The sequence below is a fragment of the Streptomyces olivoverticillatus genome, assembly GCF_014203555.1.
Lineage (GTDB): Bacteria > Actinomycetota > Actinomycetes > Streptomycetales > Streptomycetaceae > Streptomyces > Streptomyces olivoverticillatus.
The window spans coordinates 991,350-1,016,035 of the sequence record NZ_JACHJH010000002.1; the positions used below are offsets into that span (position 1 = coordinate 991,350).

A 24,686-nucleotide genomic window follows, 5' to 3' on the forward strand; every position below is an offset into this window, starting at 1 on the left:
CAGCCGGTAGCTTGGGCGGCCGGTGTCGGCCCGGACCCGCCACCACCAGGAAATCAACAAAAAAGGGGCACACCCATGCCTGCGCCGCCCTCAGCCCACCCCGCACCCACGGCACTCGCGGGCGGTACCCAAGGCACCCACGCCCTGCGCCCCCTCCTCGACACCACCCTCCACGCCCTCGCCCGCGGCGCAACCGCCCGCGGCGGCCCCCTGCCCACCGGCGGCCCCGACGCCGTCGCCGCCCGCGTCCAAGCCGCCGCCACCCCCGTCCTCCCCGAACACGGCACCGGCCCCGACGAAGCCCTCCACACCCTCGTCCAAACCCTCGCCGAAGGCGCCGCCGACCCCGCCGACCCCCGCTGCGCCGCTCACCTCCACGGCCCGCCCCTCGCACTCGCCACCGCAGCCGACCTCGCCGCCGGAGCGCTCAACCCCTCTCTCGACTCCTGGGACCAGGCACCCTCCGCCACCGCACTGGAAGCCCTCACCACCCGGGCCCTCGCCGCCCTCGCCTACCCCGACCACCCCACGGCCGACGCCCTCGTCACCACCGGCGGCACCGAGTCCAACCAGCTCGCCCTCCTCCTCGCCCGCGAAGCCGCCCGCACCACCACCCACACCCCCCTCCAGATCATCTGCGGAGCCAACGCCCACCACAGCATCCACCGCTCCGCCTGGCTCCTCGGCCTCCCCGCCCCCCACGCCATCCCCACCCCCACCGGCACCCTCGACCCCGCCGACCTCCACACCGCCCTCACCCGCCTCCACGCCACCCCCACCCTCGTCATCGCCACCGCCGGCACCACCGACACCGGCAGCATCGACCCCCTCCCACAGATCGCCGACCTCTGCGACACCCACCACACCCCCCTCCATATCGACGCCGCCTACGGCGGACCACTCCTCTTCAGCCACACCCTCAAAACCGCCCTCACCGGCCTCGACCGCGCCACCACCGTCACCCTCGACCTCCACAAACTCGGCTGGCAGCCCATCTCCGCCGGCCTCCTCGCCCTCCCCGACACCACCCCCCTCCACCACCACCTCACCCATCAAGCCGACTACCTCAACGCCCCCGACGACACCGAAGCCGGCCTTCCCAACCTCCTCCACCGCTCCCTACGCACCACCCGCCGCCCCGACATCTTCAAAATCACCGTCACCCTCCGCGCCCTCGGCCGCCGCGGCATCGCCGACCTCGTCGAACGCGTCTGCGCCACCGCCCACCACCTCGCCGACCTCATCGACGCCCGCCCCACCCTCGAACTCCACTCCCGCCCCACCATCAGCACCGTCCTCTTCCGCCCCAAAGGCGCCGACGACCGCACCACCGCCCGCACCCGACGCCGCCTCCTACGCACCGGCCACGCCGTCCTCGGCCGCACCACCACCCCCCAAGGCCTCTGGCTCAAAGCCACCCTCCTCAACCCCCACACCCGCACCGAAGACCTCCAGCACCTCCTGAACCTCGTGGAAGGCCACACCCCTCGATGACCACCCCCCAGCCCGCCGCCTCCGCCGTCGACCAACCCCTCGACCTCGTCGGCATCGGCATCGGCCCCTTCAACCTCTCCCTCGCAGCCCTCGCCGCGCCCCTCGGAGAGCTCCGCACCGCCTTCTACGACCAGAACCCCGCCTTCCACTGGCACCCCGGCCTCCTCATCGACGGCACCACCCTCCAGGTCGCCCACCTCGCCGACCTCGTCACCCTCGCCGACCCCACCAGCCCCTGGAGCTTCCTCAACTACCTCAAAACACGCGAACGCCTCTTCCCCTTCTACTTCGCCGAGCGCCACCACATCCATCGCGCCGAATACGACGCCTACTGCCGCTGGGTCAGCCAGAACCTCACCGGCCTCCACTTCAACCACCACATCGACGCCGTCCGCTGGAACCCCGAACGCGTCCTCTTCGAAATCGACTACACCCAGCTCGACCCCGAAGGCGAAGCCGACGCCCTCGGCCGCGCCTACACCCGCAACCTCGTCCTCGGCGTCGGCACCGCCCCCTACATCCCCGAACCCCTGCGCCCCCTCGCCGAAGCCCCCGGCGTCCCCGTCGTCCACTCCGCCGACTACCTCGACCATCGCGAGAAACTCCTCGCGGCCGAACACATCACCGTCATCGGCGCCGGACAATCAGGCGCCGAGGTCTTCCTCGACCTCCTGCGCCACCGCCCCGAAGGCCGCGAAAAGCTCCACTGGCTCGCCCGCAGCCCCGCCTTCGCCCCCATGGAATACAGCAAGCTCGGCCTCGAACACTTCACGCCGGACTACACCCACTACTTCCGCGCACTCCCCGAATCCGTACGCGACCAGGTCCTGCCCCGGCAATGGCAGCTCCACCAAGGCATCGACGCCCACACCATCGCCGCCATCCACGACGAGCTCTACCGCCGCAGCCTCCACGGCGGCTGGCCCGACACCGTCCTCACCCCAGGAGTCTTCGTCCGCACCGCAGGCCGCGTCGGCACCACCCGCGTCGAACTCCACATCGAACACACCCAGCAAGGCACCCGCTCCCGCCTCACCACCGACGCCGTCGTCCTCGCCACCGGCTACCGCGAACGCCGCGTCGACACCCTGCTCGCCGCCCTCGACCCCTACATCCGCCGCGACTCGGGCGGCCGCCCCCGCATCGACGAACACCACCGGCTCGTCCTCGACCCCTCCGTCAAGGGAGCCGTCCACGTCCAGAACGCCGAAACCCACACCCACGGCGTCGGCGCCCCCGACCTCGGCCTCGCCGCCTGGCGCAGCGCCGTCATCCTCAACGCCATCACGGGCAAAGACCCCTACCCCCTGCCCGACCGCACCGCCTTCACCACCTTCGGCCTGGAGCCGCGGCCACAGCCACGGCCCCAGAACCACACCTCAGAAAACCGGCACACCATCCCGCGTCAGCTTCCAGTCCACTGACGCAAACGTCCCCACGTCAATGGCCCCCTTCGCCTTCACCCAAGCGATGATCGTGTTACGGATCTCCTCGGAGTTCGCCCACACCTGCTTGGCCCGCGCCACATGCGGGAAATTACCGCCACCACTCGCCCGGTAGTTGTTCACCGCCAGCACGAACTGCGCGGAATCCACCAGCGGCTTCCCGTCGAACGAAAGATTCACGATGCGCGAACCCGGCGCCTTCGCGATGTCGATCTCGTACGAGAGGCCGCTGACCGCATCGTAATTGAAGTCCGGAATGCTCTCCGCATTCGTCAGCTTCGCCGGATCCACCGGCGCACCCGCCGGCGTCTGCACATAGTAATGAGCCGAGAACTCCAGATACGCACGCAGCTGCGCACCCGTCAACAGCCGCGCCTCCAGGGTGTTCTCGAACGGATACAGACCGGCCACCTCGCGGATCGTGACCTTGCCCGCCGGAATCCCCGCGGTCCGTGAGAAGCACGAGGCCTGCGACACCACCGGCAGCGAAGCGTAGGCCGTACCCGCCAGCGCCGCCTTCACCGTCTCGGCCTGCACATGATTGATGAAATCGATCACCGGGGTGTCCTTGTACGCCGCCTCCGCCGCGCTCATCGCCGCCGACGACGTACCGATCACCTGGTTCACATACGTCACGACCTTGCGATGCTGATCCCGCAGCAACCCCGTGATCTTCGGGTCCTCCGCCACCGTATTGGAATTCAGCACCTTCGCCGACACCGACTCCACCTGCCAGCGCCCCCGGTCCCACACCAGGGCGAAGTCGAACAGCGTCAGCCGCTGCCCCCACTTCAACGGCTCCGACAGCACCACCTGCTTGCCGGTCTTCTTGTTCGCCACCCGGTACTCGGGAATCTCCGTGTGCGCATGCCCCACCAGAATCGCATCGATGCCGGGCACCTGCTCCGCCACCAACGCCGCGGAATTCTCGATGTACGGCAACTGGTCACCGTACGACGACGTACCGCTCGCACCCGCATGCGCGGCCACGATCACCACGTCCGCCCCCATCGAGCGAAGCTTCGGCACCCACTTCGCCGCCTGCTCCTCCAGGCCCGGGAACACCATCTTCCCCTGCACATTCGCCTTGTCCCAGATCGCGATACCGGGATTCGTCAGCCCCAGGATCGCCACCCGCACATCACGGCCGTGCGGCGTGTGCACCTTCTTGATCACATACGGCGGGAACGCCGGCCGCAACGTCTTCGCGTCCAGGGCGTTCGCCCCCAGGATCGGGAAGTGGCACTGCTCCTCGAACTTCCGCAGCGTCGGAATGCCGTAGTTGAACTCGTGATTCCCCAGGGCCGCCGCGTCGTAGCCGATCGCATTCATCGCCCGCGCCATCGGATGCACCGGACCGTGCGCCCGCGTGATCGGATCCACCCGGGCGTAGTAGTACGACAGCTGCGTACCCTGAATCGTGTCACCTGCATCGATGAGCAGGGTGTTATGGCGCCCCTTCTCCGCACGCACCTTGTTCACCAGCGTGGAAATCTTTGCCAGGCCCACATCGTTGTGCGCCTTGTCGTCGAACTCCGCATCGGTGAAATAATCCCAGTTCAGGGCATTGCCGTGCAGATCCGTAGTACCCATGACCGTAAAGGAATAGCGCTTCTTCCGCCGGGCCGCGGGCTCCGCGGCCCCCGCAGCCTCGGCAGAGCCGGCACCCACCGTCCCGGCAAGAGCCACCCCCGCACCCGTCACCGCGGTACTCCCCAGGAAATTCCTCCGGTTGAGCGGCATATGTTCTGTTCTCCCCACTTGGAAACTGATGGTCAGTCAGATCAGCGTTGTTGCATACCAACGCGCGTAGATTCTGACCTCCCGAGCCGCACCCGCAACAGCCTTGCAAGGTTGCGATCCGATGACCTCCGACACAGCCTCTGAGACGCTGATCCCATGACCACACCCAGCCAACCCCTGCCCTACGGAACCCCCGACGCCCCCCGCGTCGCCGTCCGCGGCGAAGCCCGCCTCGAAGTCGACCCCGAAATCGCCCGCATCACCATCACTGTCAACGCCCGCAACACCGACCGCCGCAACACCCTCGAAGACCTCACCAACCGCAACAACCACGTCCTCAACCTCATCCGCACCTACGGCCACGCCGTCGAAAAACTCGAAACCGGCACCTTCTCCATCACCCCCCAACTCACCGAAAAAGGCCGCCACGAACGCATCCGCGCCTACCACGGCACCGTCCGCCTCACCGCCACCCTCAACGACTTCACCGCCCTCGGCGAACTCACCACCCGCCTCGCCGACCTCGACCTCACCGGCGTCGACGGACCCTGGTGGACACTGCGCCCCGACTCGCCGGCCCACCGCGAAGCCCGGCAGCAAGCCGTACGCGAAGCCGTCCAGCGTGCCCGCGAATACGCCGCCGCGCTCGGCGCCGAACTCGCGGCCGTCGTAGAAATCGCCGACACCGGCGCCGAAAACGCCGTCCCCGGCCTGCCGCCCGCCCCCGGCGGAATGATGCGCGCCGCATACGGCGGAGCCGCCGCCCCCGCGCCCGCCCTCGATCTCGAACCCCAGCGCCAGACCGTCTACGCCCACGTCAACGCCCGCTTTACGATGACCCGGCCCACTCTCTGAACCAGCCGCGGCGAAGGGTGCTCCCGGCGCCTTCCGGATGCTCATCGGAGCACCCCTCTGCACGTTTCACAAGGTGTCAACAAGCTTTCACTCAACGGACGTTGGCGAGATACGGCAGGCCAATTCTCTACTCGCCGGTAGGTCATAAGGTCGAGACATGCGCCGAGCCAAAATCGTCTGCACCCTGGGCCCCGCGACCGACTCATACGAGCAGATCAAGGCCCTCGTCGAAGCCGGCATGGACGTTGCCCGCTTCAACCTCAGCCATGGCACCTACGCCGCCCACGAGGCCCGGTACGAGCGAGTACGCAAGGCGGCCGAGGAGACCGGCCGCAACATCGGCATCCTCGCCGACCTTCAAGGCCCGAAGATCCGCCTCGGGCGATTCCGCGAAGGCCCCGTACTCCTTGAACGCGGCGACGAATTCACCATCACCGTCGAGGAGATCGAAGGCGACCGCCACCGCTGCGGCACCACCTACGACGGACTGGCCGCCGACGTCACCAAGGGCGAACGCATCCTCGTCGACGACGGCCGCGTCACCCTGGAGGTCGTGGAGGTCAGCGGCCCACGCGTCAAAACGCTCGTCCTCGAAGGAGGCATGGTCTCCGACCACAAGGGCCTCAACCTCCCGGGCGTCGCCGTCTCCGTCCCCGCCCTCTCCGCAAAGGACGTCGAAGACCTCCGCTGGGCCATCACCACCGGCGCCGACATCATCGCCCTCTCCTTCGTCCGCAGCGCCGCGGACATCGCCGACGTCCACCGCGTCATGGACGACGAAGGCCGCCGCCTGCCCGTCATCGCCAAGATCGAAAAGCCGCAGGCGGTCGAGAACCTCGACGGCATCGTCGCCGCGTTCGACGGCATCATGGTCGCCCGCGGTGACCTGGGCGTCGAAATGCCCCTGGAAATGGTCCCGATCGTTCAAAAACGCGCCATCAAGCTGGCCAAGCGCAATGCGAAGCCGGTCATCGTGGCCACCCAGATGCTCGACTCGATGATCGACGTATCCCGCCCCACCCGGGCCGAGGCCTCGGACGTCGCCAACGCGGTCATCGACGGCACGGATGCGGTGATGCTCAGCGGCGAGACGAGCGTCGGCAAGTACCCCGTCGAGACCGTCAAGACCATGGGCCGCATCGTGGCCGCGGCGGAGGAGGACGTCTTGGCCAAGGGCCTCCCACCGCTGACCGAACGCAGCAAGCCCCGCACCCAGGGCGGCGCCGTCGCCCGCGCCGCCGCGGAGATGGGCGACTTCCTCGGCGCGAAGTTCCTGGTCGCCTTCACTCAATCCGGTGACACGGTCCGCCGCCTCTCGCGCTACCGCTCGCCGATCCCCCTGCTGGCCTTCACCCCCGAGCCGGCGACGCGCTCGCAGCTCAACCTGACGTGGGGTGTGGAGACATTCCTGGGCCCCATGGTCCAGACGACGGACGAGATGGTCGACCAGGTCGACGAATACCTCCTCCGCATCGGGCGCTGCCGCAAGGGCGACATGGTGATCATCACAGCGGGCTCCCCGCCGGGGATGGCGGGCACGACGAACCTGGTGCGGGTGCACCACATCGGGGAAGGGGACTAGAACTTCGGGCCGACGTGGGCGTCCATGAGGGCGACGGAGGCGCGGCGGGCTACGGAGATGTTGAATGGGTCGCTGCCGCGTCGGGTCATCTTCCACTCGACGCCGACCTTGTCCAGGGTGTCGGAGTGCAGCTTCCGGATGTCGTCGGACTTGTTGGTGAAGAAGTACCGCGGGTACTCGTAGCGCTTGCGCTCGCCGCCGACCAGGCGTGTGGTCCAGTTGGTGATCCGGCAGCCGTCGGAGTGGAAGAGACCGCGTATGAACTCCCAGGGGTACGCGTCGACGATCTCCTGCTGCCAGGGCTCCAGGACGATGCGCCGCTCATGCTTCTTGCCGGGGCCGTGCTGGGGGAACATGCACGGCCAGTGCTGGCTGTAGGACTTCACCTCGGCGCAGCCCTGCTTCTGCCGACGCTTCACGCTGGGCATCGGCATCACCGCCCCCGCGAGCTTGGCTGGAACGCTGCCATCACGGGCCGATTCGAAGGGTTGTTCATCAAGGCGAGTGAAGATCGCCAAGCATTCCCCGACCTTCGAAATGAAGGTAAAGTGCCCCGGGTGGGATTCGAACCCACGCTGTCGGTGGTTTGAGCACCGTGTCTCTCCCGCTGGACTACCGAGGCTGGCCTATGAAACCAAGGTTAGCGTAACTAGGTCGTGTATCAAACCTACAGGACGTAGGTAGGCTCGTGGGGCACCACCTTCCCTTAAAGAGGAGTCCCGTGACCGCCGCCGAGCCCCAGCCGCCCGTCGACGACGAGCCGCAGCACACCCCTCCGCACACCACCCGTGTCGTGATCGCCGAGGACGAGGCCCTGATCCGGCTCGACCTCAAGGAGATGCTCGAAGAAGAGGGCTACTCCGTCGTGGGCGAGGCGGGCGACGGCGAGACGGCCGTGGCGCTGGCGCGGGAGCACCAGCCTGACCTGGTCATCCTCGATGTGAAGATGCCGGTGCTCGACGGGATCTCCGCCGCGGAGCGGATCGCGGCCGATTCGATCGCCCCCGTCCTGATGCTCACCGCCTTCTCGCAGCGCGACCTCGTCGAGCGTGCCCGGGACGCGGGTGCGATGGCGTACCTGGTGAAGCCGTTCAGCAAGAGCGACGTCGTGCCGGCGATCGAGATGGCCGTCTCGCGCTTCACGGAGATGAAGGCGCTGGAGAGGGAGATCGCCGATCTTTCCCAGCGGCTGGAGACGCGCAAGCTGGTGGACCGCGCGAAGAGCATTCTGCAGACGCAGTACGGGCTGACCGAGCCCGCCGCGTTCCGGTGGATCCAGAAGACGTCGATGGATCGCCGGATGTCGATGCAGCAGGTGGCCGAGGCGGTCATCGAGGATGCGCAGGAGAAGCAGGACAAGAAGGCCAAGGAGCAGTAGCCGCCTCGGCCGGAGTTTCAAGGGGTCCGCGTCCCGTTCGGGGCGCGGGCCCTTTTCGTTTTCGTTTCCGGGTGTGGGCCGGGGTCAGTCCTCGCCGAGGTAGGCCTTGCGGACGGATTCGTTGTGGAGGAGTTCGGCTCCGGTGCCGGAGAGGGCGATGGTGCCGGTTTCCATGACGTGGCCTTGGTCGGCGAGGGTGAGTGCCGCCTGGGCGTTCTGTTCCACGAGGAGGATGGTGGTGCCGTTCGCCTTGAGTTCGGCAATGGTGGTCATGATTTTCTGCATCATGATCGGCGAGAGACCCATGGAGGGTTCGTCGAGCATGAGGAGTTTGGGGCGGGACATCAGGGCGCGGCCCATGGCGAGCATTTGCTGTTCGCCGCCGGAGAGGGTGCCTGCGGCTTGTTTGGCGCGTTCGCCGAGGATGGGGAAGAGGTCGTAGGCGCGTTGGATGTCCTGGGTTATTCCGTGAGTGTCCTTGCGGAGGAATGCGCCTAGTTGGAGGTTTTCGGCGATGGTGAGGCGGGGGAATATGTGTCGTCCTTCGGGGGAGTGGGCGAGGCCGAGGGCGACGATGCGGTGGGCGGGGATTCCGGTGATGGGGCGGCCGTCGAAGTGGATGGTGCCGGCGAGTGGGGTGAGGAGTCCGGAGAGGGTGCGGAGGGTGGTTGTCTTTCCTGCGCCGTTGGTGCCGATGAGGGTGACGACCTGTCCGGTGTGGACGGTGAAGGAGATTCCTTTGACGGCTTCGATTTTTCCGTAGGCGATGCGGAGGTCTTTGACTTCCAGAAGTGCGGTGCCGGTCATGTGGCGTCCCCCGTGGGGTCGGTGTCGTCGCCGGGTGGGTTTTCGAGGGGGGTGCCGAGGTAGGCGGCGATGACGCGTTCGTCGCTCTGGACGGTGTCGGGGGTGCCTTCGACGAGTTTTTGGCCTTGGACGAGGACGGCGACGTGGTCGCAGAGGTTGAAGATGAAGCGCATGTCGTGCTCGATGACGAGGACGGCGGTGCCTTTTTCCCGGATGGCGAGGACGAGTTGTTCGGTGGTGCGGGTCTCGTGGGGGTTCATTCCGGCGGTGGGTTCGTCGAGGAGGAGCAGGCCGGGTTCGCTGGCGAGGGCGCGGGCGATTTCGAGTTTTCGTTGTTCGCCGTAGGGGAGGTTGCGGGCGAGGTGGTGGCGTTTGTTGGCGAGGCCGGTGAATTCGAGGAGTTCCATGGCGCGTTCTTCCGAGGTTTTTTCGGCGCGGTGGAAGCGGGGGCCGCGGAGGAGGGCGGCGAGGAGGCCTTCTTTGGTGCGGGTGTGGCGGCCGACGAGGACGTTTTCGAGGACGGTCATATTGGCGAAGAGGCGGATGTTCTGGAAGGTGCGGGCTATGCCTGCGGTGGTGACGAGGTGGGGTTTGGGGGGCAGGCGGGTGCCGCGGTAGGTGACGGTGCCTTCGGTGGGGGTGTAGAGGCCGGTGAGGCAGTTGAAGAAGGTGGTTTTTCCGGCGCCGTTGGGTCCGATGAGGCCGACGATTTGGTGGGGGTGGACGGTGAGGTCGACGGCTCGTACGGCGGTGAGTCCGCCGAAGCGCATGGTGACGCCGGTGGCGGCGAGGAGGGGCGCGGCGGGGGCATCGGACGTGGTGGTCATGAGGTCTGTGCCTCCGCCTTGGGGGCCGGTGGGGTGGCGGTGGTGGTGGGTTCGTGGAATTCGAGTTGTTGTCGACGGTTGGGGATGATGCCTTCGGGGCGGAATCGCATGAGGAGGATGAGGGCGATACCGAAGGTGAGGAGTTGGTAGTCCTGGAGGAATTGGAGTTTGGCGGGGATGAGGTAGAGGAGGGCGGCGCCGAGGAGGGGGCCGGTGATGGTGCCCATGCCGCCGAGGATGACGGCGGCGAGGAGGAAGGCGGAGTTGGGGGGTACGGGGCCGGCGAATACGTACTGTTCGGGGACGACGGTGTAGGCGACGTGGGCCTGTACGGTGCCGGCGAGTCCGGCGAGGGTGGCGCCGAGGGCGAAGGCGAGGAGTTTGAGGCGGAATCCGTTGATGCCCATGGCGGTGGCTGCGGTTTCGTCTTCGCGGATGGCGATCCAGGCGCGGCCTATGCGGGAGTTTCCTGCGCGGCTGAAGACGAGGACGACGAGGACGGTGACGAGGAGCATGAGGAGGTAGTAGTTGGCGAAGGGGTTGAGGGTGATGAAGCCGAGTTTTTGTTTTTCTCCGAAGTTGTAGTTGCCGATGGCGAGGTCTGGGATGTTGGGAATTCCGTTGGGGCCGTTGGTGAGTGAGGGTCCGGATTCGCCGTTGAGGTTGCCGACGGTGATGCGGAAGATTTCTCCGAAGCCGAGGGTGACGATGGCCAGGTAGTCGCCGCGCAGGCGGAGGGTGGGTGCGCCGATGACGACGCCGAAGACGAGGGAGGCTGCGGCGCCGGTGAGGACGGCGGCCCAGAAGGGGAAGTGGATGTGGAGGGTGGAGGCGGTGGAGCCGGAGACGAGGGCTGCGGTGTAGGCGCCGACGCCGAGGAAGGCGACGTAGCCGAGGTCGAGGAGTCCGGCGAGGCCGACGACGACGTTGAGGCCGAGGGCGACGGTGGAGAAGATCAGGATGTTGACGACGATGAGGGTGTATTCGTCGGTGTCCTGGGTGAGGGGGAATGCGGCGGCGGCGATGAAGGCCGCGGTGACGGTGATGTTGCGGTGTTTGTGGGTGAGGGCGGAGAGCCGGGTGATGAGGCCGGCGGCGAAGAGGGCGGCGGTGGCGAAGCCGGTGAGCAGGAGGAAGCCGGTGAAGAGTTCTCCGTAGGCGGTGCCGATGCCGTAGGTGAGGACGCTGAGTGCGAGGGCGAACGCCGCGGCGATGATGAGGATTTCGGCCCAGGCGGGCAGGGGGCGCGGTGGAGGGAGGGGGGTGCGGGCGGCGTGGGTGGGGCGGCGTTCGAAGGGGAGGGCGAGGGCGCCGGCGAGGGTGAGGAGTGCGGCGGCTGCGGCGAGGTATCCGCCGGGTTCGAGGTTGGCGAGGCCGCCGAGTTGTACGGAGATGGCGATGAGGGTGTACCAGGTGGTGGCGAGGGTGCCTGCGGCGAGGTAGGTGGTGGGGGTGTGGCTGCGGGTGGGGCTGAGCCAGCGGAGTCCGGGGGTGTTCCAGGTGGCGAGGAGTTGGATGAGGGTGAGGAGGGCTCCGGTGAGGGTGAGGAGTTGGAGTCCGCCTGGGTAGCCGGTGACGGTGAGGTTGCCGGGGAAGGCTTTGGTCCAGGTCCAGGCGAGGAAGGTGGAGAGGGCGGTGAGGGCGGCGCCTGCGGTGGTGAGGGCGCGGGCGATGGTGAGGGGGAGGGGTATGAGGGGAGTGGCTGGTGTGGGTGTGGTCATGGGTTTCACGCCCGATCCGCGACGCGTTCGCCGAGCAGGCCCTGGGGCCTGACGAGGAGGACGACGATGAGGAGGACGAAGGCCCAGACGTCTTTCCAGCCTCCGCCGCCGAGTTGCTGCATTCCGGGGATGTCCTGGATGTAGGTGGTGGAGGCGGTTTCGGCGATGCCGAGGACGACTCCGCCGAGCATGGCGCCGTAGATGTTGCCGATGCCGCCGAGCACGGCGGCGGTGAAGGCTTTGAGGCCGAGGATGAAGCCCATTTCGAAGTTGATCTGGCCTGCGCGGAGTCCTTGGGCGACGGCGGCGACGGCGGCGAAGGCGCCGCCGATGGCGAAGGCCAGGACGATGATGCGGTCGGTGTTGACGCCCATGAGTCTGGCGGTGTCGGGGTCCTGGGCGGTGGCTTGCATGGCGCGGCCGGTGCGGCTTTTGGCGACGAAGAATCCGAGGGCGAGCATGCACAGGGGTGCGGCGATGAGGACGAAGAGGTCGTCGCGTTGTATGTGGATGTTGCCGGTTATTTCGAAGGCGTCGCCGCCGAACTGGGGGAAGCTGCGGGATTTCTTGGCGTCGGGGTAGAAGGCCCAGACGATTTGCTGGAGTGCGATGGACAGGCCGATGGCGGTGATGAGGGGGGCGAGGCGGGGTGCGCCTCGCAGGGGGCGGTAGGCGAAGCGTTCGGCGGCGGTGGCGACGGCGACGGAGGTGAGGGCGCCGCCGAGGAGCATCAGGGGCAGGGCGGCGCCGAGGGGGACGGAGCCGGGGAGCCAGAGGCGGATGGTGAGGGCGCCGAAGCCTCCGATCATGACGATCTCGCCGTGGGCGAAGTTGATGAGCTGGACGATGCCGTAGACCATGGTGTACCCGATGGCGATGAGGCCGTAGAGGGCACCGAGGGCGAGTCCGCTGACGAGCGTTTGCGGCAGTTCGTGCACCGCGGCCTCCCCGTTGAGGGTGTGGGATGTGGCGCCGCGCGAGGGCCTTCGGGGGTCCTCGCGCGGGGTGTGGTGGTGTACGGGCGGTGCCGGTGGGGCGGTGGCGTCAGTCCTGGAAGGTGGCGCTCTTCACCGATTTCCAGACGCCGCCCACGACCTGGTAGACGGTGAGCTGTTTGTTGGTGGTGTCGCCGTACTGGTCGAAGGAGACCTTGCCGGTGACGCCGTCGAAGGAGATCTTGCTCATGGCGTCGACGACCGCGGCGCGGGCGTTGGAGGGGAGTTTTCCGTTGTTGTCCTCGACGGCTTTCTTCACGGCCTGGATGATGGCCCAGGCGGCGTCGTAGGAGTAGCCGCCGTAGGCGGCGTAGGGGTCTTTGTAGCCCGCGGCCTGGTAGTTCTTGACGAAGGTCTGGGCGGAGGGGAGTTGTTCGACGGGGTAACCGACGGAGGTGCCGAGGTCGCCGTCGTTGCTTTCGCCGGAGGCGCTGATGAAGCCGGGGTCGTAGATGCCGTCGCCGCCCATGAGGGGTATGTGGGCGCCGGCTTTCTTGACCTGGTCGGAGAGGAGACCGCCTTCGGGGAACTGGCCGCCGAAGTAGACTGAGTCGGCGCCGGAGTTCTTGATTTTGTTGGCGATGCCGGAGAAGTCGGTTTCTTTGACGGTGAGATGGTCGGTGCCGACGACCTCGCCGCCGAGGCGTTTGAATTCCTGGGTGAAGATGGTGGCGAGTCCGGCGCCGTAGGTCTGTTTGTCGTCGACGACGAAGACCTTCTGTTTCTTGGCGTCGTTGTGGTAGTACTGCGCGGCGAAGCGGCCTTGGATGACGTCGGTGGTGGCGGTGCGGAAGTAGGTTTTGAAGGGGCGGTTCTTCTCGCCCTTGGCCCAGTTGTCGCCCTGGCTGAGGGCGGGGTTGGTGTTGGCGGGGGAGACCTCGGTGAGGCCGGCTTTGGCGAAGACGCCCTGCATGGACTGGGCGACGCCGGAGTTGAGGGGGCCGACGACGCCGAGGACGTTCTTGTCGGCGACGAGTTTGGTGGCGTTCTGCTGGCCCGTGCCGGGGACGGCCTGGTCGTCGAGGGGCCCGGTGGTGAAGGTGACGCCCTTGACCTCGTTGTTCTTGTTGGCGGTCTTGGCCGCGAGGTCGACGGAGTTCTTGATGCCTTGGCCGAGGGCGGAGAGCGAGCCGGTGAGCGGTGCGTCGACGCCTATCACCACGGTGGTCTTCGAGCCCCCGCCGTTGTCGTTGCTGTCCTTGCCGTCGTCGCGTGATCCGCAGGCCGTGAGGGTGAGGGCTCCGGTGGCGAGTGCGGTGGTGAGGAGGAGGAAGGAACGGTGTTTCACGAGGTGCACGGTGAATCCTTTCCCTGGCGCGGCGGCCGCTGCTTGGGGGTGCCGTGTCGCTCGCCGGGCACAGGGAGGGATGCGGTGATGGGTGGGTGAGCCGCCCGGCGGGGTCGTGATGGGGCGTGACTCTAGGGGGGTGGGGCGATTCGGGGCAGAGGTGCCGACGATGATGTGACTGTCTTGTTATGACGCAGATCACGTTCCGCTTGTCAGTCGGGCGGACGCCAGTTCTCTGAGCTGTAGGTGGCGCCGTCGGTGTCCTTGCAGCGCTGGGCGGACTGACGCTGGATCAATGTCCGGGCGGCGGCGGTGCCGTGGCGGCCCTGTTCGGTGCGGGCGGCCTTGACGATGTCGTCGTAGAGCTCGTACTGGGCGTTGGACAGGCCCTTCTGTTCCCAGTCGAGTCCGGCCCATTTGCCGTTGGTGATGGTCTGGTCGGCCCAGTAGGAGACGAGGTTGGTGCACAGCTGGACGGGTGAGTCGGTGTGCTGTGCGGGGCCGGCTGCGGAATGGCCGCAGCCGGCCAGGGTGTTGACGGCGGTCAACAGTGCGGCGGCGCAGGCGAGGCGCCTTGGGGTGGTGCGGTGCGCGGCCCTCATGACGGCACGTTAGGGCGGGCCGTCGGGGGAGGGAAGGCGTCAGGCTGCTTCTGCCGTGCGGATGAGGCAGGTCAGGCGGGCGGAGCAGACGCGCTTGTCCTGTTCGTCGGTGATGACGATCTCGTAGGTGGCGGTGGTGCGGCCCCGGTGGACGGGGGTGGCGACGCCGGTGACCAGGCCGGAGCGTACGCCGCGGTGGTGGGTGCAGTTGAGGTCGACGCCGACGGCGATCCGGCCGGGGCCGCCGTGCAGCATGGCGCCGACGGAGCCGAGGGTTTCGGCGAGCACGGCGGAGGCGCCACCGTGCAGGAGTCCGTAGGGCTGGGTGTTGCCTTCGACGGGCATGGTGCCGACGACGCGCTCGGGGGAGGCTTCGACGACGGTGACGCTCATGCGTTCGCCGAGGTGCCCGGCGGAGAAGAGGGCGCTCAGGTCGAGGCCGCTGTCCGCCCATTGGTCCAGGATTTCCTGCGGGAACCTGGTCTTGCTGTGCTCGCCCATGCGTCGCGGCTCCGTTCGTCCTCGGTGGCTCGTGTGGTGTGTGCGCCTTGAACGTTTGTTGCCGGGTGATCGTCCTGTCAACGTGATGAACGTCCCTCGGCCCTTGGGGGCTTGCTCAGGCGGGGGCCTGCTGGGGTTCGAGGCGGACGACGAGAGATTTGCTGGCCGGGGTGTTGCTGGTGTCGGCGGTGTGGTCCAGGGGGACGAGGACGTTGGTCTCGGGGTAGTAGGCGGCGGCGCAGCCCCGGGCGGTGGGGTAGTGCACGACGCGGAAGCCGGGGGCGCGGCGTTCGCTGCCGTCGGTCCATTCGCTGACGAGGTCGGCGTAGGTGCCGTCGGGCAGTCCGAGGGCGGTGGCGTCGTCGGGGTGGACGAGGACGACGCGGCGGCCGTTCTTGATGCCGCGGTAGCGGTCGTCGAGGCCGTAGATGGTGGTGTTGTACTGGTCGTGGGAGCGCAGGGTCTGCAGCAGGAGGCGGCCTTCGGGGGCGGTGGGGTATTCGACGGGGGCGGCGGTGAAGTTGGCCTTGCCGGTGGTGGTGGGGAAGGTGCGGTTGTCGCGGGGGGCGTGGGGGAGGGTGAAGCCGCCGGGGCGGGCCACACGGGTGTTGAAGTCGTGGAAGCCGGGGACGACGCGGGAGATGCGGTCGCGGATGGCGGCGTAGTCGTTCTCGAAGTCTTCCCACGGGGTGGTGCTGGTGGGGCCGAGGGCGCGGCGGGCGAGGCGGCAGACGATGGCCGGTTCGGAGAGCAGGTGGGGGCTTGCGGGGGCGAGGCGTCCGCGGGAGGCGTGGACCATGCCCATGGAGTCCTCGACGGTGACGAACTGTTCGCCGGTGTGCTGCCGGTCGCGCTCGGTGCGGCCGAGGGTGGGCAGGATCAGGGCGTGGGCGCCGGTGATGACGTGGGACCGGTTGAGCTTGGTGGAGACGTGCACGGTGAGGCGGGCCCGGCGGACGGCGGCTTCGGTGACGTCGGTGTCGGGGGTGGCGGAGACGAAGTTGCCGCCCATGGCGAAGAAGACCTTCGCCTGGCCGTCGCGGAGTGCGCGGATGGCGCGGACGACGTCGAGGCCGTGTTCGCGGGGCGGGGCGAAGCCGAATTCCTTCTCGAGGGCGTCGAGGAAGGCGGGGGCGGGGCGCTCGAAGATGCCCATGGTGCGGTCGCCCTGGACGTTGCTGTGGCCGCGTACGGGGCAGACGCCGGCGCCGGGGCGGCCGATGTTGCCGCGCAGGAGCAGGAAGTTGACGACTTCCTTGATGGTGGGGACGGCGTGTTTGTGCTGGGTGAGGCCCATGGCCCAGCAGACGATGGTGCGCCGGGAGGCGAGGATCATGCGCAGCGCGGATTCGATCTCTTCGCGGCGCAGTCCGGTGGCGCGCAGGGTCTCGTCCCAGTCGGCGGTGCGGGCGGTGCGCTCGAAGTCGGCGTAGCCGTGGGTGTGCTCGGCGATGAAGGCGGTGTCGACGGCGCCTTCGGTTTCGAGGACGAGGCGGTTGAGGAGGCGGAAGAGGGCCTGGTCGCCGCCGAGGCGGATCTGGAGGAAGAGGTCGGTGAGGGCGGTGCCGCCGCCGGCGAGGCCGCGGACGTTCTGGGGGTTCTTGAAGCGCTCCAGGCCGGCTTCGGGCAGCGGGTTGACCGTGATGATCTTCGTGCCGCCGGCTTTGGCCTTTTCCAGGGCGCTGAGCATGCGGGGGTGGTTGGTGCCGGGGTTCTGTCCGGCGACGATGATCAGGTCGGCCTTGTAGAGGTCCTCCAGCAGGACGCTGCCCTTGCCGATGCCGATGGTCTCGGTGAGTGCGGAGCCGGAGGACTCGTGGCACATGTTGGAGCAGTCGGGGAGGTTGTTGGTGCCGAATTCGCGGGCGAAGAGCTGGTAGAGGAAGGCTGCTTCGTTGCTGGTGCGGCCGGAGGTGTAGAAGACGGCCTGGTCGGGGGTGGTGAGGGCCTGGAGTTCGCCGGCGATGACGTCGAAGGCGCGGTCCCAGGTGACGGGCTCGTAGCGGTCGGCGCCTTCGGCCAGGTACATGGGCTGGGTGAGGCGGCCTTGCTGGCCGAGCCAGTAGCCGCTGCGCTCGGCGAGGTCGGCGACGGGGTGTTCGGCGAAGAAGGCGGGGGTGACCCGGCGGAGGGTGGCTTCCTCGGCGACGGCCTTGGCGCCGTTCTCGCAGAATTCGGCGGCGTGGCGCTTGTCGGGCTCGGGCCAGGCGCAGCCGGGGCAGTCGAAGCCGTCCTTCTGGTTGACCTTGAGGAGGGTGAGCGCGGTGCGGCGCACGCCCATCTGCTCGTGGGCTACGCGCAGTGAGTGGGCGATGGCGGGGAGCCCGGCGGCGGCGTGCTGCGGGGCGGTGACGTCGGGTGCGTCCTGTACGGGATCACCGGTGGGCGGCTTGCCTGCCATCTCGCTCCCCCTTGAGCGGTCGGTGGTGCGCGGAGGTGGTACGGGCCGATCCTGTCACGGGGGTCCGACAGCGGGTGTGGGGAGGGTGACCCTGTCCTGCGGCGGTCGGGATTGTCAGTGGGCCGTGGCAGGATCGGGGGCGTGGCAGCAAAGGCATCGAAGACGAACGAACCGACCGGCACCGAGGCAGCGGAGGGAGGGCGTCCCCGTCTGCTGTTGATGGACGGGCACTCGATGGCGTACCGGGCGTTCTTCGCGCTGCCCGTGGAGAATTTCACCACCGCCGGGGGCCAGCCGACGAACGCGGTGTACGGCTTCGCGTCGATGCTGGCGAACACGTTGCGTGACGAGCGGCCGTCGCATTTCGCGGTGGCCTTCGATGTGTCGCGCAAGACGTGGCGGTCGGAGGAGTTCCCGGAGTACAAGGCGACGCGTTCGAAGACGCCGGACGAGTTCAAGGGCCAGGTCGAGCTGATCGGCGAGCTGCTGGACACGATGAGCGTGCCGCGGTTCGCCGTGGACGGTTTCGAGGCCGACGATGTGATCGCCACGCTGGCCACGCAGGCCGAGGCGGAGGGTTTCGAGGTCTCGATCGTCACGGGTGACCGTGACTCCTTCCAGCTGGTCAGCGATGCGGTCACGGTGCTGTATCCGACCAAGGGCGTCTCGGAGCTGACGCGTTTCACGCCCGAGAAGGTGCTGGAGAAGTACGGGCTGTCGGCGCAGCAGTATCCGGACTTCGCGGCGCTGCGCGGTGACCCGTCGGACAACCTTCCGGGCATCCCGGGCGTGGGTGAGAAGACGGCCGCGAAGTGGATCAATCAGTTCGGTTCGTTCGCGGAGCTGGTCGAGCGGGTCGAGGAGGTCAAGGGCAAGGCCGGGCAGAATCTGCGCGACCACCTGGAGTCGGTCAAGCTCAACCGCCGCCTGACCGAGATGGTGCGGGATGTGGAGCTGTCCACGGGCCCTGCGGGTCTGGTGCGTGCGGCCTACGACCGGTTGGCGCTGGCGTCTTTCCTGGAGCGGCTGGAGATCCGTAACCAGGGGCTGCGGGACCGGCTGCTGGCTGCCGACCCGGGTGCGGAGTCCGCCGAGGAGGCGCCGCCTGCTGCCGGGGCCGAGGTGGAGGGCGAGGTGCTGGCCACGGGTGAGGTGGCCGCGTGGCTGGCCGAGCACGGCGGTCGGACGCTGGGTGTGGCGGTGGTCGACAGCTGGTCGCGGGGCAGCGGCCGGGTGGCCGAGATCGCGCTGGCCACGGACGAGGGGCCTGCGGCCTGGATCGACCCGGCCGAGCTGGACGAGGCCGATGAGCGGGCGTTCGCCGCGTGGATCGCGGATGCCGGCCGGCACAAGGTGATCCATGACGCGAAGTCCGTGATGCGGGTCTTCGCCGAGCACGGCTGGTCGGTGGGCGGGGTGACCATGGATACGGCGCTGGCCGCGTATCTGGTCAAGCCCGGCCGCCGCTCGTTCGCTCTGGATGCGCTGTCGGTGGAGTATCTGGGCCGTGAGCTGGCGACGGCCGCCGCGAGTGACGGGCAGCTGGCCTTCGGTGCCGATGAGCAGGCCGAGGCGGATGCGCTGATGGGCCAGGCCCGTACCGTCCTCGACCTGGGGTCCGCGTTCGAGGCACGGCTCAAGGACGTGGGTGCGGCCGGGCTGCTGGCGGATGTGGAGCTGCCGACGAGCGCCATGCTGGCCGGTCTGGAGCGGGCGGGCATCGCCGCCGACCGGGGCTGGCTGGAGCGCATGGAGCAGCAGTTCGCGGCCGCCGTGCAGCAGGCCGTGCAGGAGGCGCACCTGGCCGCGGGCCGGGAGTTCAACCTGGGCTCGCCCAAGCAGCTGCAGGAGGTGCTCTTCGGCGAGCTGGGGCTGCCGAAGACGAAGAAGACGAAGACCGGTTACACCACGGATGCCGATGCGCTGGCGTGGCTGGCCGCGCAGACGGAGAACGAGCTGCCGGTGATCATGCTGCGTCACCGTGAGCAGTCCAAGCTGCGTTCCACGGTCGAGGGCCTGATCAAGTGCATCACTGCGGACGGGCGGATCCACACCACCTTCAACCAGACGGTGGCGGCGACGGGCCGGCTGTCCTCCACGGATCCGAATCTGCAGAACATCCCGGTGCGCACGGACGAGGGCCGGGCGATCCGCCGCGGCTTCGTCGTCGGCGAGGGCTACGAGTCGCTGATGACCGCCGACTACAGCCAGATCGAGCTGCGGGTGATGGCCCACCTCTCGGAGGACGAGGGCCTGATCGAGGCGTTCACCTCGGGTGAGGACCTGCACACGACGGTCGCCTCGCAGGTCTTCGGCGTCGCCAAGAGCGAGGTCGATCCCGAGATGCGCCGCAAGATCAAGGCCATGTCGTACGGCCTGGCGTACGGCCTGTCGGCGTTCGGGCTCTCGCAGCAGCTGAACATCATGCCGGACGAGGCGCGGCGTCTGATGGACACGTTCTTCGAGCGGTTCGGCGGGGTCCGCGACTATCTGCAGCGCGTGGTGGAGGAGGCCCGTGCCACGGGCTACACCGAGACGATGCTCGGCCGCCGCCGCTATCTGCCGGACCTCAACAGCGACAACCGCCAGCGCCGGGAGATGGCCGAGCGGATGGCGCTCAACGCGCCGATCCAGGGCACTGCCGCGGACATCGTGAAGATCGCGATGCTGCGGGTGGCGGAGGCGCTGCGCGCACAGGAGCTGTCCTCGCGGATGCTGCTGCAGGTGCACGACGAAATCGTGCTGGAGATCGCGCCGGGGGAGCGGGAGAAGGTCGAGGAGCTGGTCCGCCGGGAGATGGCGGGGGCCGTGCAGCTGCGCGCTCCGCTGGATGTGTCGGTGGGTGTCGGCGGCGACTGGGAGTCCGCCGCGCACTGAGCCGCCGGTGGTGCTGCGTTCCGGGCCCGTCTCCCGCGGTGTGTGCCGTGGGGGCGGGCCCGTCCGACGTGTTCTCATCTGCGGCCGCTGTTGCTAGCGTGCCCCTCTATTCCTGACGCAGCGTCAGCTCTGTCGTGCACGGGAAAGGACGGGCATGCGCGCACTGGCCGCCGCGGCCATCGGACTGGCCGCCGCCCTCACCCTCGTCTTCGCCGTCACCGCCATCGGCCCGCCCCGCGGCACGACCTCCCCCGAACCCCTGCTCACCTCCGCTCCCGCCCACCCCTAGCGGCGGGACGCCACCGTGCGCCGCAGGGCGAGCCTGGTGCTCCTGGCTCTGGCCGTGTTCCTCACCGCACTGGCGCCGCTGCTGCGCTGGTACGTCTTCCCGCGCATGGCCAAGGTCCCGGCGGGCCGCTACCAGGCCGTCGTCCTGGAGGCGAAGGACGCCACCCTCATCGACTACGCGACGCTCGAGCCGCGGCGGGTCTCCCGCCTCACCATGATCCAGACGCTCAAGGGCAACGTCGGCCAGGCCGACAAGGTCAAGGAGGCCACCGGCCGCGACGTCGTCGTCTGGGACACCCTCACCTACGCGGCCGGGCCGGACGGGCGGATGGTCACCCGCATCCCCGAGCGCTATGTCTTCGACGCCCACACCCAGCAGCCGGTGCACGCGGGCGGCGAGAACGTCGACGGGACACCGGTGCGGCGCGACGGCATCGAGTACAAGTGGCCGTTCCTCGTCGAAAAGCGCGACTACCGCTACTTCGACATGATGACCCGCACCACCGCCCCCATCCACTACCGGGGGACCCGCTCCTTCCACGGCCTGGACGTCTACTACTTCGAGCAGACGATCCCCTGGACCCAGGTGCCCCTGCCGCGGCAGCTGCCGCTGGGCATCAGCCCCGACACCGTCCGGCAGCTGGGCCTGGAGCGCTGGTACACCACCCAGCGCATGTTCTGGGTCGACCCCGTCACCGGCGCCCCCGTCAACGGCGAGGAGATCCACCGCGAGGAGATGCGCTGGACCGGCCACCCGGAGAAGAAACCGATCACCGCCTTCGACGGGCACGTGAGGATGCGGCCGGACTACGTCGACGCCGCCGTCAGCCTCGTGAAATCCCAGCGGCAGCTGGTGCTCCTGCTCACCGACTATCTGCCGTGGGCCTTCGCGGGCCTGGGCACGGGCCTGCTCGCCCTCTCCCTCGTCCTCGAAGCACGCGGCCGGAGCCGAGATCGTCGTGCGTTCGGCGGGAAAAGGGCACACGATGGAGGGAAACCCGCACGGCCGGCCCCCGCCGGGGAGCCGCTGAGCAGAGGAGGCTCGCCGTGAAGGAGAGTCCCGAGGAGCAGTCCACCACGTCCAGGCCACGCCGCCTCTTCACCGGAAGCGAGCGGCCGTTCGATCCCGAGGACCTGGTCATGGCCTCCGGCCGTGACGTGACCCCGGAACGGGTAGAGATGGCCAAGCGCCTCATGGAGGAGAAGGGGGCCGCGGCCATAGAGCGCTACCTCCCCTGAGCCGGGCTTCCCAGAACCCTTGCCGCCGCGGCCGGCCGGAAACCACCGCGGCGGTGAGGCATGACGGCCGCAGGGATCAGGGCTGCTGGGGCATGGCCTAGCGGCGTGCGTTTGTGCGCCGTGTTGCCACCGCTGTGGTCGGGTCCTCCGGCCAGGGGTGCCTCGGGTAGCGGCCGCGCAGTTCCGCCCGTACCGAGCGGTAGCCGTCCTTCCAGAACGACGCCAGATCCGCCGTCACGGCCGCGGGCCGCCCCGCGGGCGAGAGCAGGTGGACGAGCACGGGCACCCGGCCGCCCGCGACCCGCGGCGTGCGCTCCATCCCGAAGAGCTCCTGCAGCTTCACCGCCAGCACCGGCTGCTCCCCGCCGTACTCCACCCGCACCCGCGAACCGCTCGGCACCTCGATCCGCTCCGGCGCCAGCTCCTCCAGCCGCGCCGCGTCACCGCTCGCCCACGGCAGCAGCCGCTCCAGCGCCTTCCCCGCGTCCACCCGCTCCAGATCGCTCCGTCTGCCCGCCCGCTCCAGCTCCCAGCCGAGCCACTCCTCGACGCGTTCGAGCAGGGCCGCCTCCGACACGTCCGGCCAGGGTTCCCCCTGCGCACGGTGGAGGAACGCCAGCCGCTGCCGGAGCCCGGCCGCCTGCTCGCTCCACCGCAGCAGCCCCGTGCCCTCGCGCCGCAGGCCCTCCACCAGTGCCGCCCGTACGAGGACGGGGTCCGGCGCCGGCAGCGCACCGGCGGTCAGCTCCACGGCGCCCAGCCGCTGCACGCGCCGGGCCACCACGTCCCGCCGCTCCTCGGACCAGCGCACCTCCTCGCCCTCGGCGAACAGCGCACCCGCGGCCAGCCGCGCCGTCTCCTCGTCGATCACCGCGCCCAGCCGCACCCGCGCCGAAGCCGCCGCCACCGGCCGGTCCGCGACCGCCACCGCCAGCCACGGCGCACCCGCCAGGTGGGACCCGTCTGCCAGCTCGGCCCGCGTCCCCGACACCATCAGACAGGAGCGCTCACCCCGCGCCCGCGCCACCCGCTCGGGGAACGCCAGAGCGGCGACCAGCCCGGCCGCGAGATCATCGCCGACCGCGCCGCGGCCGGCAGGCGCTCCCTCGCGCACCTCCGCGCGTACCGCTCGCTCCAGGCGCTGCACCTCCGCCCGCCAGCGCCCCGCGTAGGCGTCACCGCCGCGGCGTGCCGCCCGCCAGGCAGCCGCCAGATCGTCGCCGTACTCCCTCGGGGGCTCCTCGCTCAGCAGAGCCACGACCTCGGCCGCACGGCGCGCGCCTATCTCCCGCGCGCCGTCGAGCAGCGCACGCGCCAGTCGCGGGTGTACGCCCATGCGCCCCATCGCCCGGCCGCGCTCCGTCGGACGGCCGTCGGGGCCGATCGCGCCCGTGGCCGTCAGCACCGTCCTGGCCGCCGCGAGGGCACCCGGCGGGGGAGGGTCGAGCAGTGCGAGGCCGGAGGCGTCCGGATCGCCCCAGCACGCCGTCTGCAAGGCGAACGCCGTCAGATCGGCCACCGTGATCTCCGCGGCCGGGAACGCGGGCAGCCGCGCTTCCTCCGCCTGCGCCCAGCAGCGGTACACCGTTCCCGGCGCCTCGCGCCCCGCCCGGCCCGCCCGCTGCCGGGCCGAGGCCCGGGAGGCCCGTACGGTCGTCAGCGCGCTCAGCCCCCGCGCATGGTCGGTACGTGGCTCGCGGGCCAGGCCCGAGTCCACCACGACCCGCACCCCCGGCACCGTCAGGCTCGACTCCGCCACCGACGTCGCCAGCACCACCCGTCGCACCCCGCGGCCGCCCTCCAGCACCGCGTCCTGCACGGCCGCCGGAGCCCGGCCGTGCACCTGGAGCACCTCGGCGTCCACGGAGGCCAGCAGCCCGGCCACCCGGCCGATCTCGCCGACGCCGGGCAGGAAGCACAGCACATCGCCCTGCTGCTCGCGCAGCGCCCGCCGGACGACCGCGGCGACGTGGTCGAGCAGCACGGGATCCACGCGCAGGCCGTGCGGCGGCCGTACGGGCCGCTCCGGCGGCGCCCACGCCACGCCCACCGGGTGCGAGACCGACTGCGCCTCGACCACCGGCGCGCCGCCCAGCAGCCGCGCCCAGCCCTCGGCGTCGGTGGTCGCGGAGGCCGCCACCAGGCGCAGCTCCGGCCGCAGGGCCGCCCGCACGTCCAGCAGGAACGCGGCGGCGGTGTCGGCGTCCAGATGCCTCTCGTGGCACTCGTCGAGGACGACGACGTCGACCCCGGCGAGCTCGGGATCGCGCTGGAGGCGCTGCAGCAGGACGCCGGTGGTGACGACCTCGACCACGGTCGAGGCCCCCGCGCGGCGCTCCCCGCGCACGGTGAAGCCGACGCTGCGGCCGACCTCCTCGCCGAGCAGCCACGCCATCCGGCGGGCGGCGGCGCGGGCGGCGATGCGGCGGGGCTCGGCGACCAGCACCCGTCGTACGGGCCCCTGCCCGGCGCCGGCTCCCGTCAGCCCGGCGAGGGCGAGCGGGACCAGCGTCGTCTTGCCGGTGCCGGGCGGCGCGCACAGTACTACTGCGCCGTGCTCGTCCAGGGCGCGCGTGAGCGCGGGCAGGGCGGTCCGTACGGGCAGTTGTGCGAGGGCGTCGGTGCGGTTCACGGGTCCCAGTC

Annotated in this window: 19 protein-coding genes, 1 tRNA gene and 1 pseudogene; 9 read left to right on the forward strand and 12 right to left on the reverse strand. The window is 69.4% G+C overall.

Annotated features, from left to right (window positions below; translation table 11 throughout):
- The first annotated feature begins 75 nt into the window (after positions 1 to 75).
- Both FHS39_RS09850 and FHS39_RS09855 read left to right on the forward strand, forming a co-directional pair.
- Positions 76 to 1,494, forward strand: coding sequence for a pyridoxal phosphate-dependent decarboxylase family protein (locus FHS39_RS09850; protein WP_184348407.1), 1,419 nt, complete (start codon positions 76 to 78; stop codon positions 1,492 to 1,494).
- Positions 1,491 to 2,918 carry a lysine N(6)-hydroxylase/L-ornithine N(5)-oxygenase family protein gene (locus tag FHS39_RS09855; protein WP_184348409.1) on the forward strand — a complete coding sequence of 476 codons (1,428 nt, stop codon included), beginning with the start codon at positions 1,491 to 1,493 and terminating at the stop codon, positions 2,916 to 2,918. Before FHS39_RS09850 ends, FHS39_RS09855 begins: the two co-directional genes overlap by 4 nt.
- Here FHS39_RS09855 and FHS39_RS09860 read toward each other — a convergent pair.
- Positions 2,874 to 4,682, reverse strand: a complete 1,809-nt coding sequence (locus tag FHS39_RS09860) for a 5'-nucleotidase C-terminal domain-containing protein (RefSeq protein ID WP_184348411.1) — start codon at positions 4,680 to 4,682, stop codon at positions 2,874 to 2,876. The two genes, FHS39_RS09855 and FHS39_RS09860, sit on opposite strands and share 45 nt — an antisense overlap.
- A 156-nt stretch (positions 4,683 to 4,838) precedes the next feature.
- Between FHS39_RS09860 and FHS39_RS09865 the strand changes: the two genes are divergently transcribed.
- Both FHS39_RS09865 and pyk read left to right on the forward strand, forming a co-directional pair.
- Positions 4,839 to 5,537: an SIMPL domain-containing protein gene (locus FHS39_RS09865; protein WP_184348413.1), complete on the forward strand. Its 699-nt coding sequence runs from the start codon at positions 4,839 to 4,841 to the stop codon at positions 5,535 to 5,537.
- A 157-nt stretch (positions 5,538 to 5,694) separates the two neighbouring features.
- Entirely contained in the window at positions 5,695 to 7,119 is a 1,425-nt protein-coding gene (gene pyk, locus FHS39_RS09870; RefSeq protein WP_184348415.1) for a pyruvate kinase, read from the forward strand.
- Here the strand turns inward: pyk and FHS39_RS09875 are convergent.
- Both FHS39_RS09875 and FHS39_RS09880 read right to left on the reverse strand, forming a co-directional pair.
- Positions 7,116 to 7,556, reverse strand: a pseudogene (locus FHS39_RS09875) (helix-turn-helix domain-containing protein); the annotation flags it as partial. The gene pyk and the pseudogene FHS39_RS09875 sit on opposite strands and share 4 nt — an antisense overlap.
- A 112-nt stretch (positions 7,557 to 7,668) precedes the next feature.
- Positions 7,669 to 7,741: transfer RNA gene (locus FHS39_RS09880), tRNA-Leu, on the reverse strand.
- 99 nt (positions 7,742 to 7,840) lie between these two features.
- Here FHS39_RS09880 and FHS39_RS09885 point away from each other — a divergent pair.
- Positions 7,841 to 8,497, forward strand: coding sequence for an ANTAR domain-containing response regulator (locus FHS39_RS09885; protein WP_045934419.1), 657 nt, complete (start codon positions 7,841 to 7,843; stop codon positions 8,495 to 8,497).
- Positions 8,498 to 8,581: 84 nt separating this feature from the next.
- Here FHS39_RS09885 and FHS39_RS09890 read toward each other — a convergent pair whose 3' ends face one another.
- The 8 genes from FHS39_RS09890 to FHS39_RS09925 all read right to left on the reverse strand — a co-directional run bounded on the left by FHS39_RS09890 (position 8,582) and on the right by FHS39_RS09925 (position 17,639).
- Positions 8,582 to 9,304, reverse strand: coding sequence for an ABC transporter ATP-binding protein (locus FHS39_RS09890; RefSeq protein WP_184348417.1), 723 nt, complete (start codon positions 9,302 to 9,304; stop codon positions 8,582 to 8,584).
- Positions 9,301 to 10,131 (reverse strand): ABC transporter ATP-binding protein, encoded by an 831-nt coding sequence (locus FHS39_RS09895; protein WP_184348419.1) that lies wholly within the window; start codon positions 10,129 to 10,131, stop codon positions 9,301 to 9,303. Before FHS39_RS09895 ends, FHS39_RS09890 begins: the two co-directional genes overlap by 4 nt.
- Positions 10,128 to 11,852 (reverse strand): branched-chain amino acid ABC transporter permease, encoded by a 1,725-nt coding sequence (locus FHS39_RS09900; protein ID WP_184348421.1) that lies wholly within the window; start codon positions 11,850 to 11,852, stop codon positions 10,128 to 10,130. Before FHS39_RS09900 ends, FHS39_RS09895 begins: the two co-directional genes overlap by 4 nt.
- 5 nt (positions 11,853 to 11,857) lie before the next feature.
- Entirely contained in the window at positions 11,858 to 12,790 is a 933-nt protein-coding gene (locus FHS39_RS09905; protein WP_045934594.1) for a branched-chain amino acid ABC transporter permease, read from the reverse strand.
- A 106-nt stretch (positions 12,791 to 12,896) separates the two neighbouring features.
- Complete coding sequence (locus FHS39_RS09910) at positions 12,897 to 14,135, reverse strand: ABC transporter substrate-binding protein (RefSeq protein ID WP_184348855.1); 1,239 nt, start codon at positions 14,133 to 14,135, stop codon at positions 12,897 to 12,899.
- A 212-nt stretch (positions 14,136 to 14,347) separates the two neighbouring features.
- On the reverse strand, positions 14,348 to 14,737 hold the full coding sequence (locus tag FHS39_RS09915; RefSeq protein ID WP_184348423.1) for a hypothetical protein: 390 nt from the start codon (positions 14,735 to 14,737) through the stop codon (positions 14,348 to 14,350).
- Between the two features lie 39 nt (positions 14,738 to 14,776).
- Positions 14,777 to 15,238, reverse strand: a complete 462-nt coding sequence (locus FHS39_RS09920) for a PaaI family thioesterase (RefSeq protein WP_045934592.1) — start codon at positions 15,236 to 15,238, stop codon at positions 14,777 to 14,779.
- Positions 15,239 to 15,353: 115 nt separating this feature from the next.
- A complete protein-coding gene (locus FHS39_RS09925) occupies positions 15,354 to 17,639 on the reverse strand; it encodes an FdhF/YdeP family oxidoreductase (protein WP_184348425.1) in 2,286 nt (761 codons plus the stop codon).
- A 219-nt stretch (positions 17,640 to 17,858) separates the two neighbouring features.
- On the opposite strand from FHS39_RS09925, the gene polA reads away from it, so the two are divergent.
- From polA to FHS39_RS09945, 4 genes are all read left to right on the forward strand, one after another.
- The gene (gene polA / locus FHS39_RS09930; protein ID WP_184348857.1) at positions 17,859 to 20,516 is read left to right on the forward strand and encodes a DNA polymerase I; all 2,658 of its coding nucleotides are present in this window, start codon (positions 17,859 to 17,861) and stop codon (positions 20,514 to 20,516) included.
- A 154-nt stretch (positions 20,517 to 20,670) separates the two neighbouring features.
- A complete protein-coding gene (locus tag FHS39_RS09935) occupies positions 20,671 to 20,805 on the forward strand; it encodes an SPW_0924 family protein (protein ID WP_184348427.1) in 135 nt (44 codons plus the stop codon).
- 15 nt (positions 20,806 to 20,820) lie between these two features.
- Positions 20,821 to 21,855 (forward strand): cell envelope lipid trafficking protein PgfA, encoded by a 1,035-nt coding sequence (gene pgfA, locus FHS39_RS09940; protein ID WP_184348429.1) that lies wholly within the window; start codon positions 20,821 to 20,823, stop codon positions 21,853 to 21,855.
- Positions 21,852 to 22,043 carry a hypothetical protein gene (locus FHS39_RS09945; protein WP_184348431.1) on the forward strand — a complete coding sequence of 64 codons (192 nt, stop codon included), beginning with the start codon at positions 21,852 to 21,854 and terminating at the stop codon, positions 22,041 to 22,043. Before pgfA ends, FHS39_RS09945 begins: the two co-directional genes overlap by 4 nt.
- A 97-nt stretch (positions 22,044 to 22,140) precedes the next feature.
- Here FHS39_RS09945 and hrpB read toward each other — a convergent pair whose 3' ends face one another.
- The gene (gene hrpB, locus FHS39_RS09950; protein WP_184348434.1) at positions 22,141 to 24,675 is read right to left on the reverse strand and encodes an ATP-dependent helicase HrpB; all 2,535 of its coding nucleotides are present in this window, start codon (positions 24,673 to 24,675) and stop codon (positions 22,141 to 22,143) included.
- Between the last annotated feature and the right edge of the window lie 11 nt (positions 24,676 to 24,686).

Bases quoted from the DNA above. Each gene is read 5' to 3' on its own strand.
- FHS39_RS09850 (WP_184348407.1), top strand. From the start codon at position 76: ATGCCTGCGCCGCCCTCAGCCCACCCCGCACCCACGGCACTCGCGGGC.
- FHS39_RS09855 (WP_184348409.1), top strand. From the start codon at position 1,491: ATGACCACCCCCCAGCCCGCCGCCTCCGCCGTCGACCAACCCCTCGAC.
- FHS39_RS09860 (WP_184348411.1), bottom strand. From the start codon at position 4,682: ATGCCGCTCAACCGGAGGAATTTCCTGGGGAGTACCGCGGTGACGGGT.
- FHS39_RS09865 (WP_184348413.1), top strand. From the start codon at position 4,839: ATGACCACACCCAGCCAACCCCTGCCCTACGGAACCCCCGACGCCCCC.
- pyk (WP_184348415.1), top strand. From the start codon at position 5,695: ATGCGCCGAGCCAAAATCGTCTGCACCCTGGGCCCCGCGACCGACTCA.
- FHS39_RS09890 (WP_184348417.1), bottom strand. From the start codon at position 9,304: ATGACCGGCACCGCACTTCTGGAAGTCAAAGACCTCCGCATCGCCTAC.
- FHS39_RS09895 (WP_184348419.1), bottom strand. From the start codon at position 10,131: ATGACCACCACGTCCGATGCCCCCGCCGCGCCCCTCCTCGCCGCCACC.
- FHS39_RS09900 (WP_184348421.1), bottom strand. From the start codon at position 11,852: ATGACCACACCCACACCAGCCACTCCCCTCATACCCCTCCCCCTCACC.
- FHS39_RS09915 (WP_184348423.1), bottom strand. From the start codon at position 14,737: ATGAGGGCCGCGCACCGCACCACCCCAAGGCGCCTCGCCTGCGCCGCC.
- FHS39_RS09920 (WP_045934592.1), bottom strand. From the start codon at position 15,238: ATGGGCGAGCACAGCAAGACCAGGTTCCCGCAGGAAATCCTGGACCAA.
- FHS39_RS09925 (WP_184348425.1), bottom strand. From the start codon at position 17,639: ATGGCAGGCAAGCCGCCCACCGGTGATCCCGTACAGGACGCACCCGAC.
- polA (WP_184348857.1), top strand. From the start codon at position 17,859: ATGGACGGGCACTCGATGGCGTACCGGGCGTTCTTCGCGCTGCCCGTG.
- FHS39_RS09935 (WP_184348427.1), top strand. From the start codon at position 20,671: ATGCGCGCACTGGCCGCCGCGGCCATCGGACTGGCCGCCGCCCTCACC.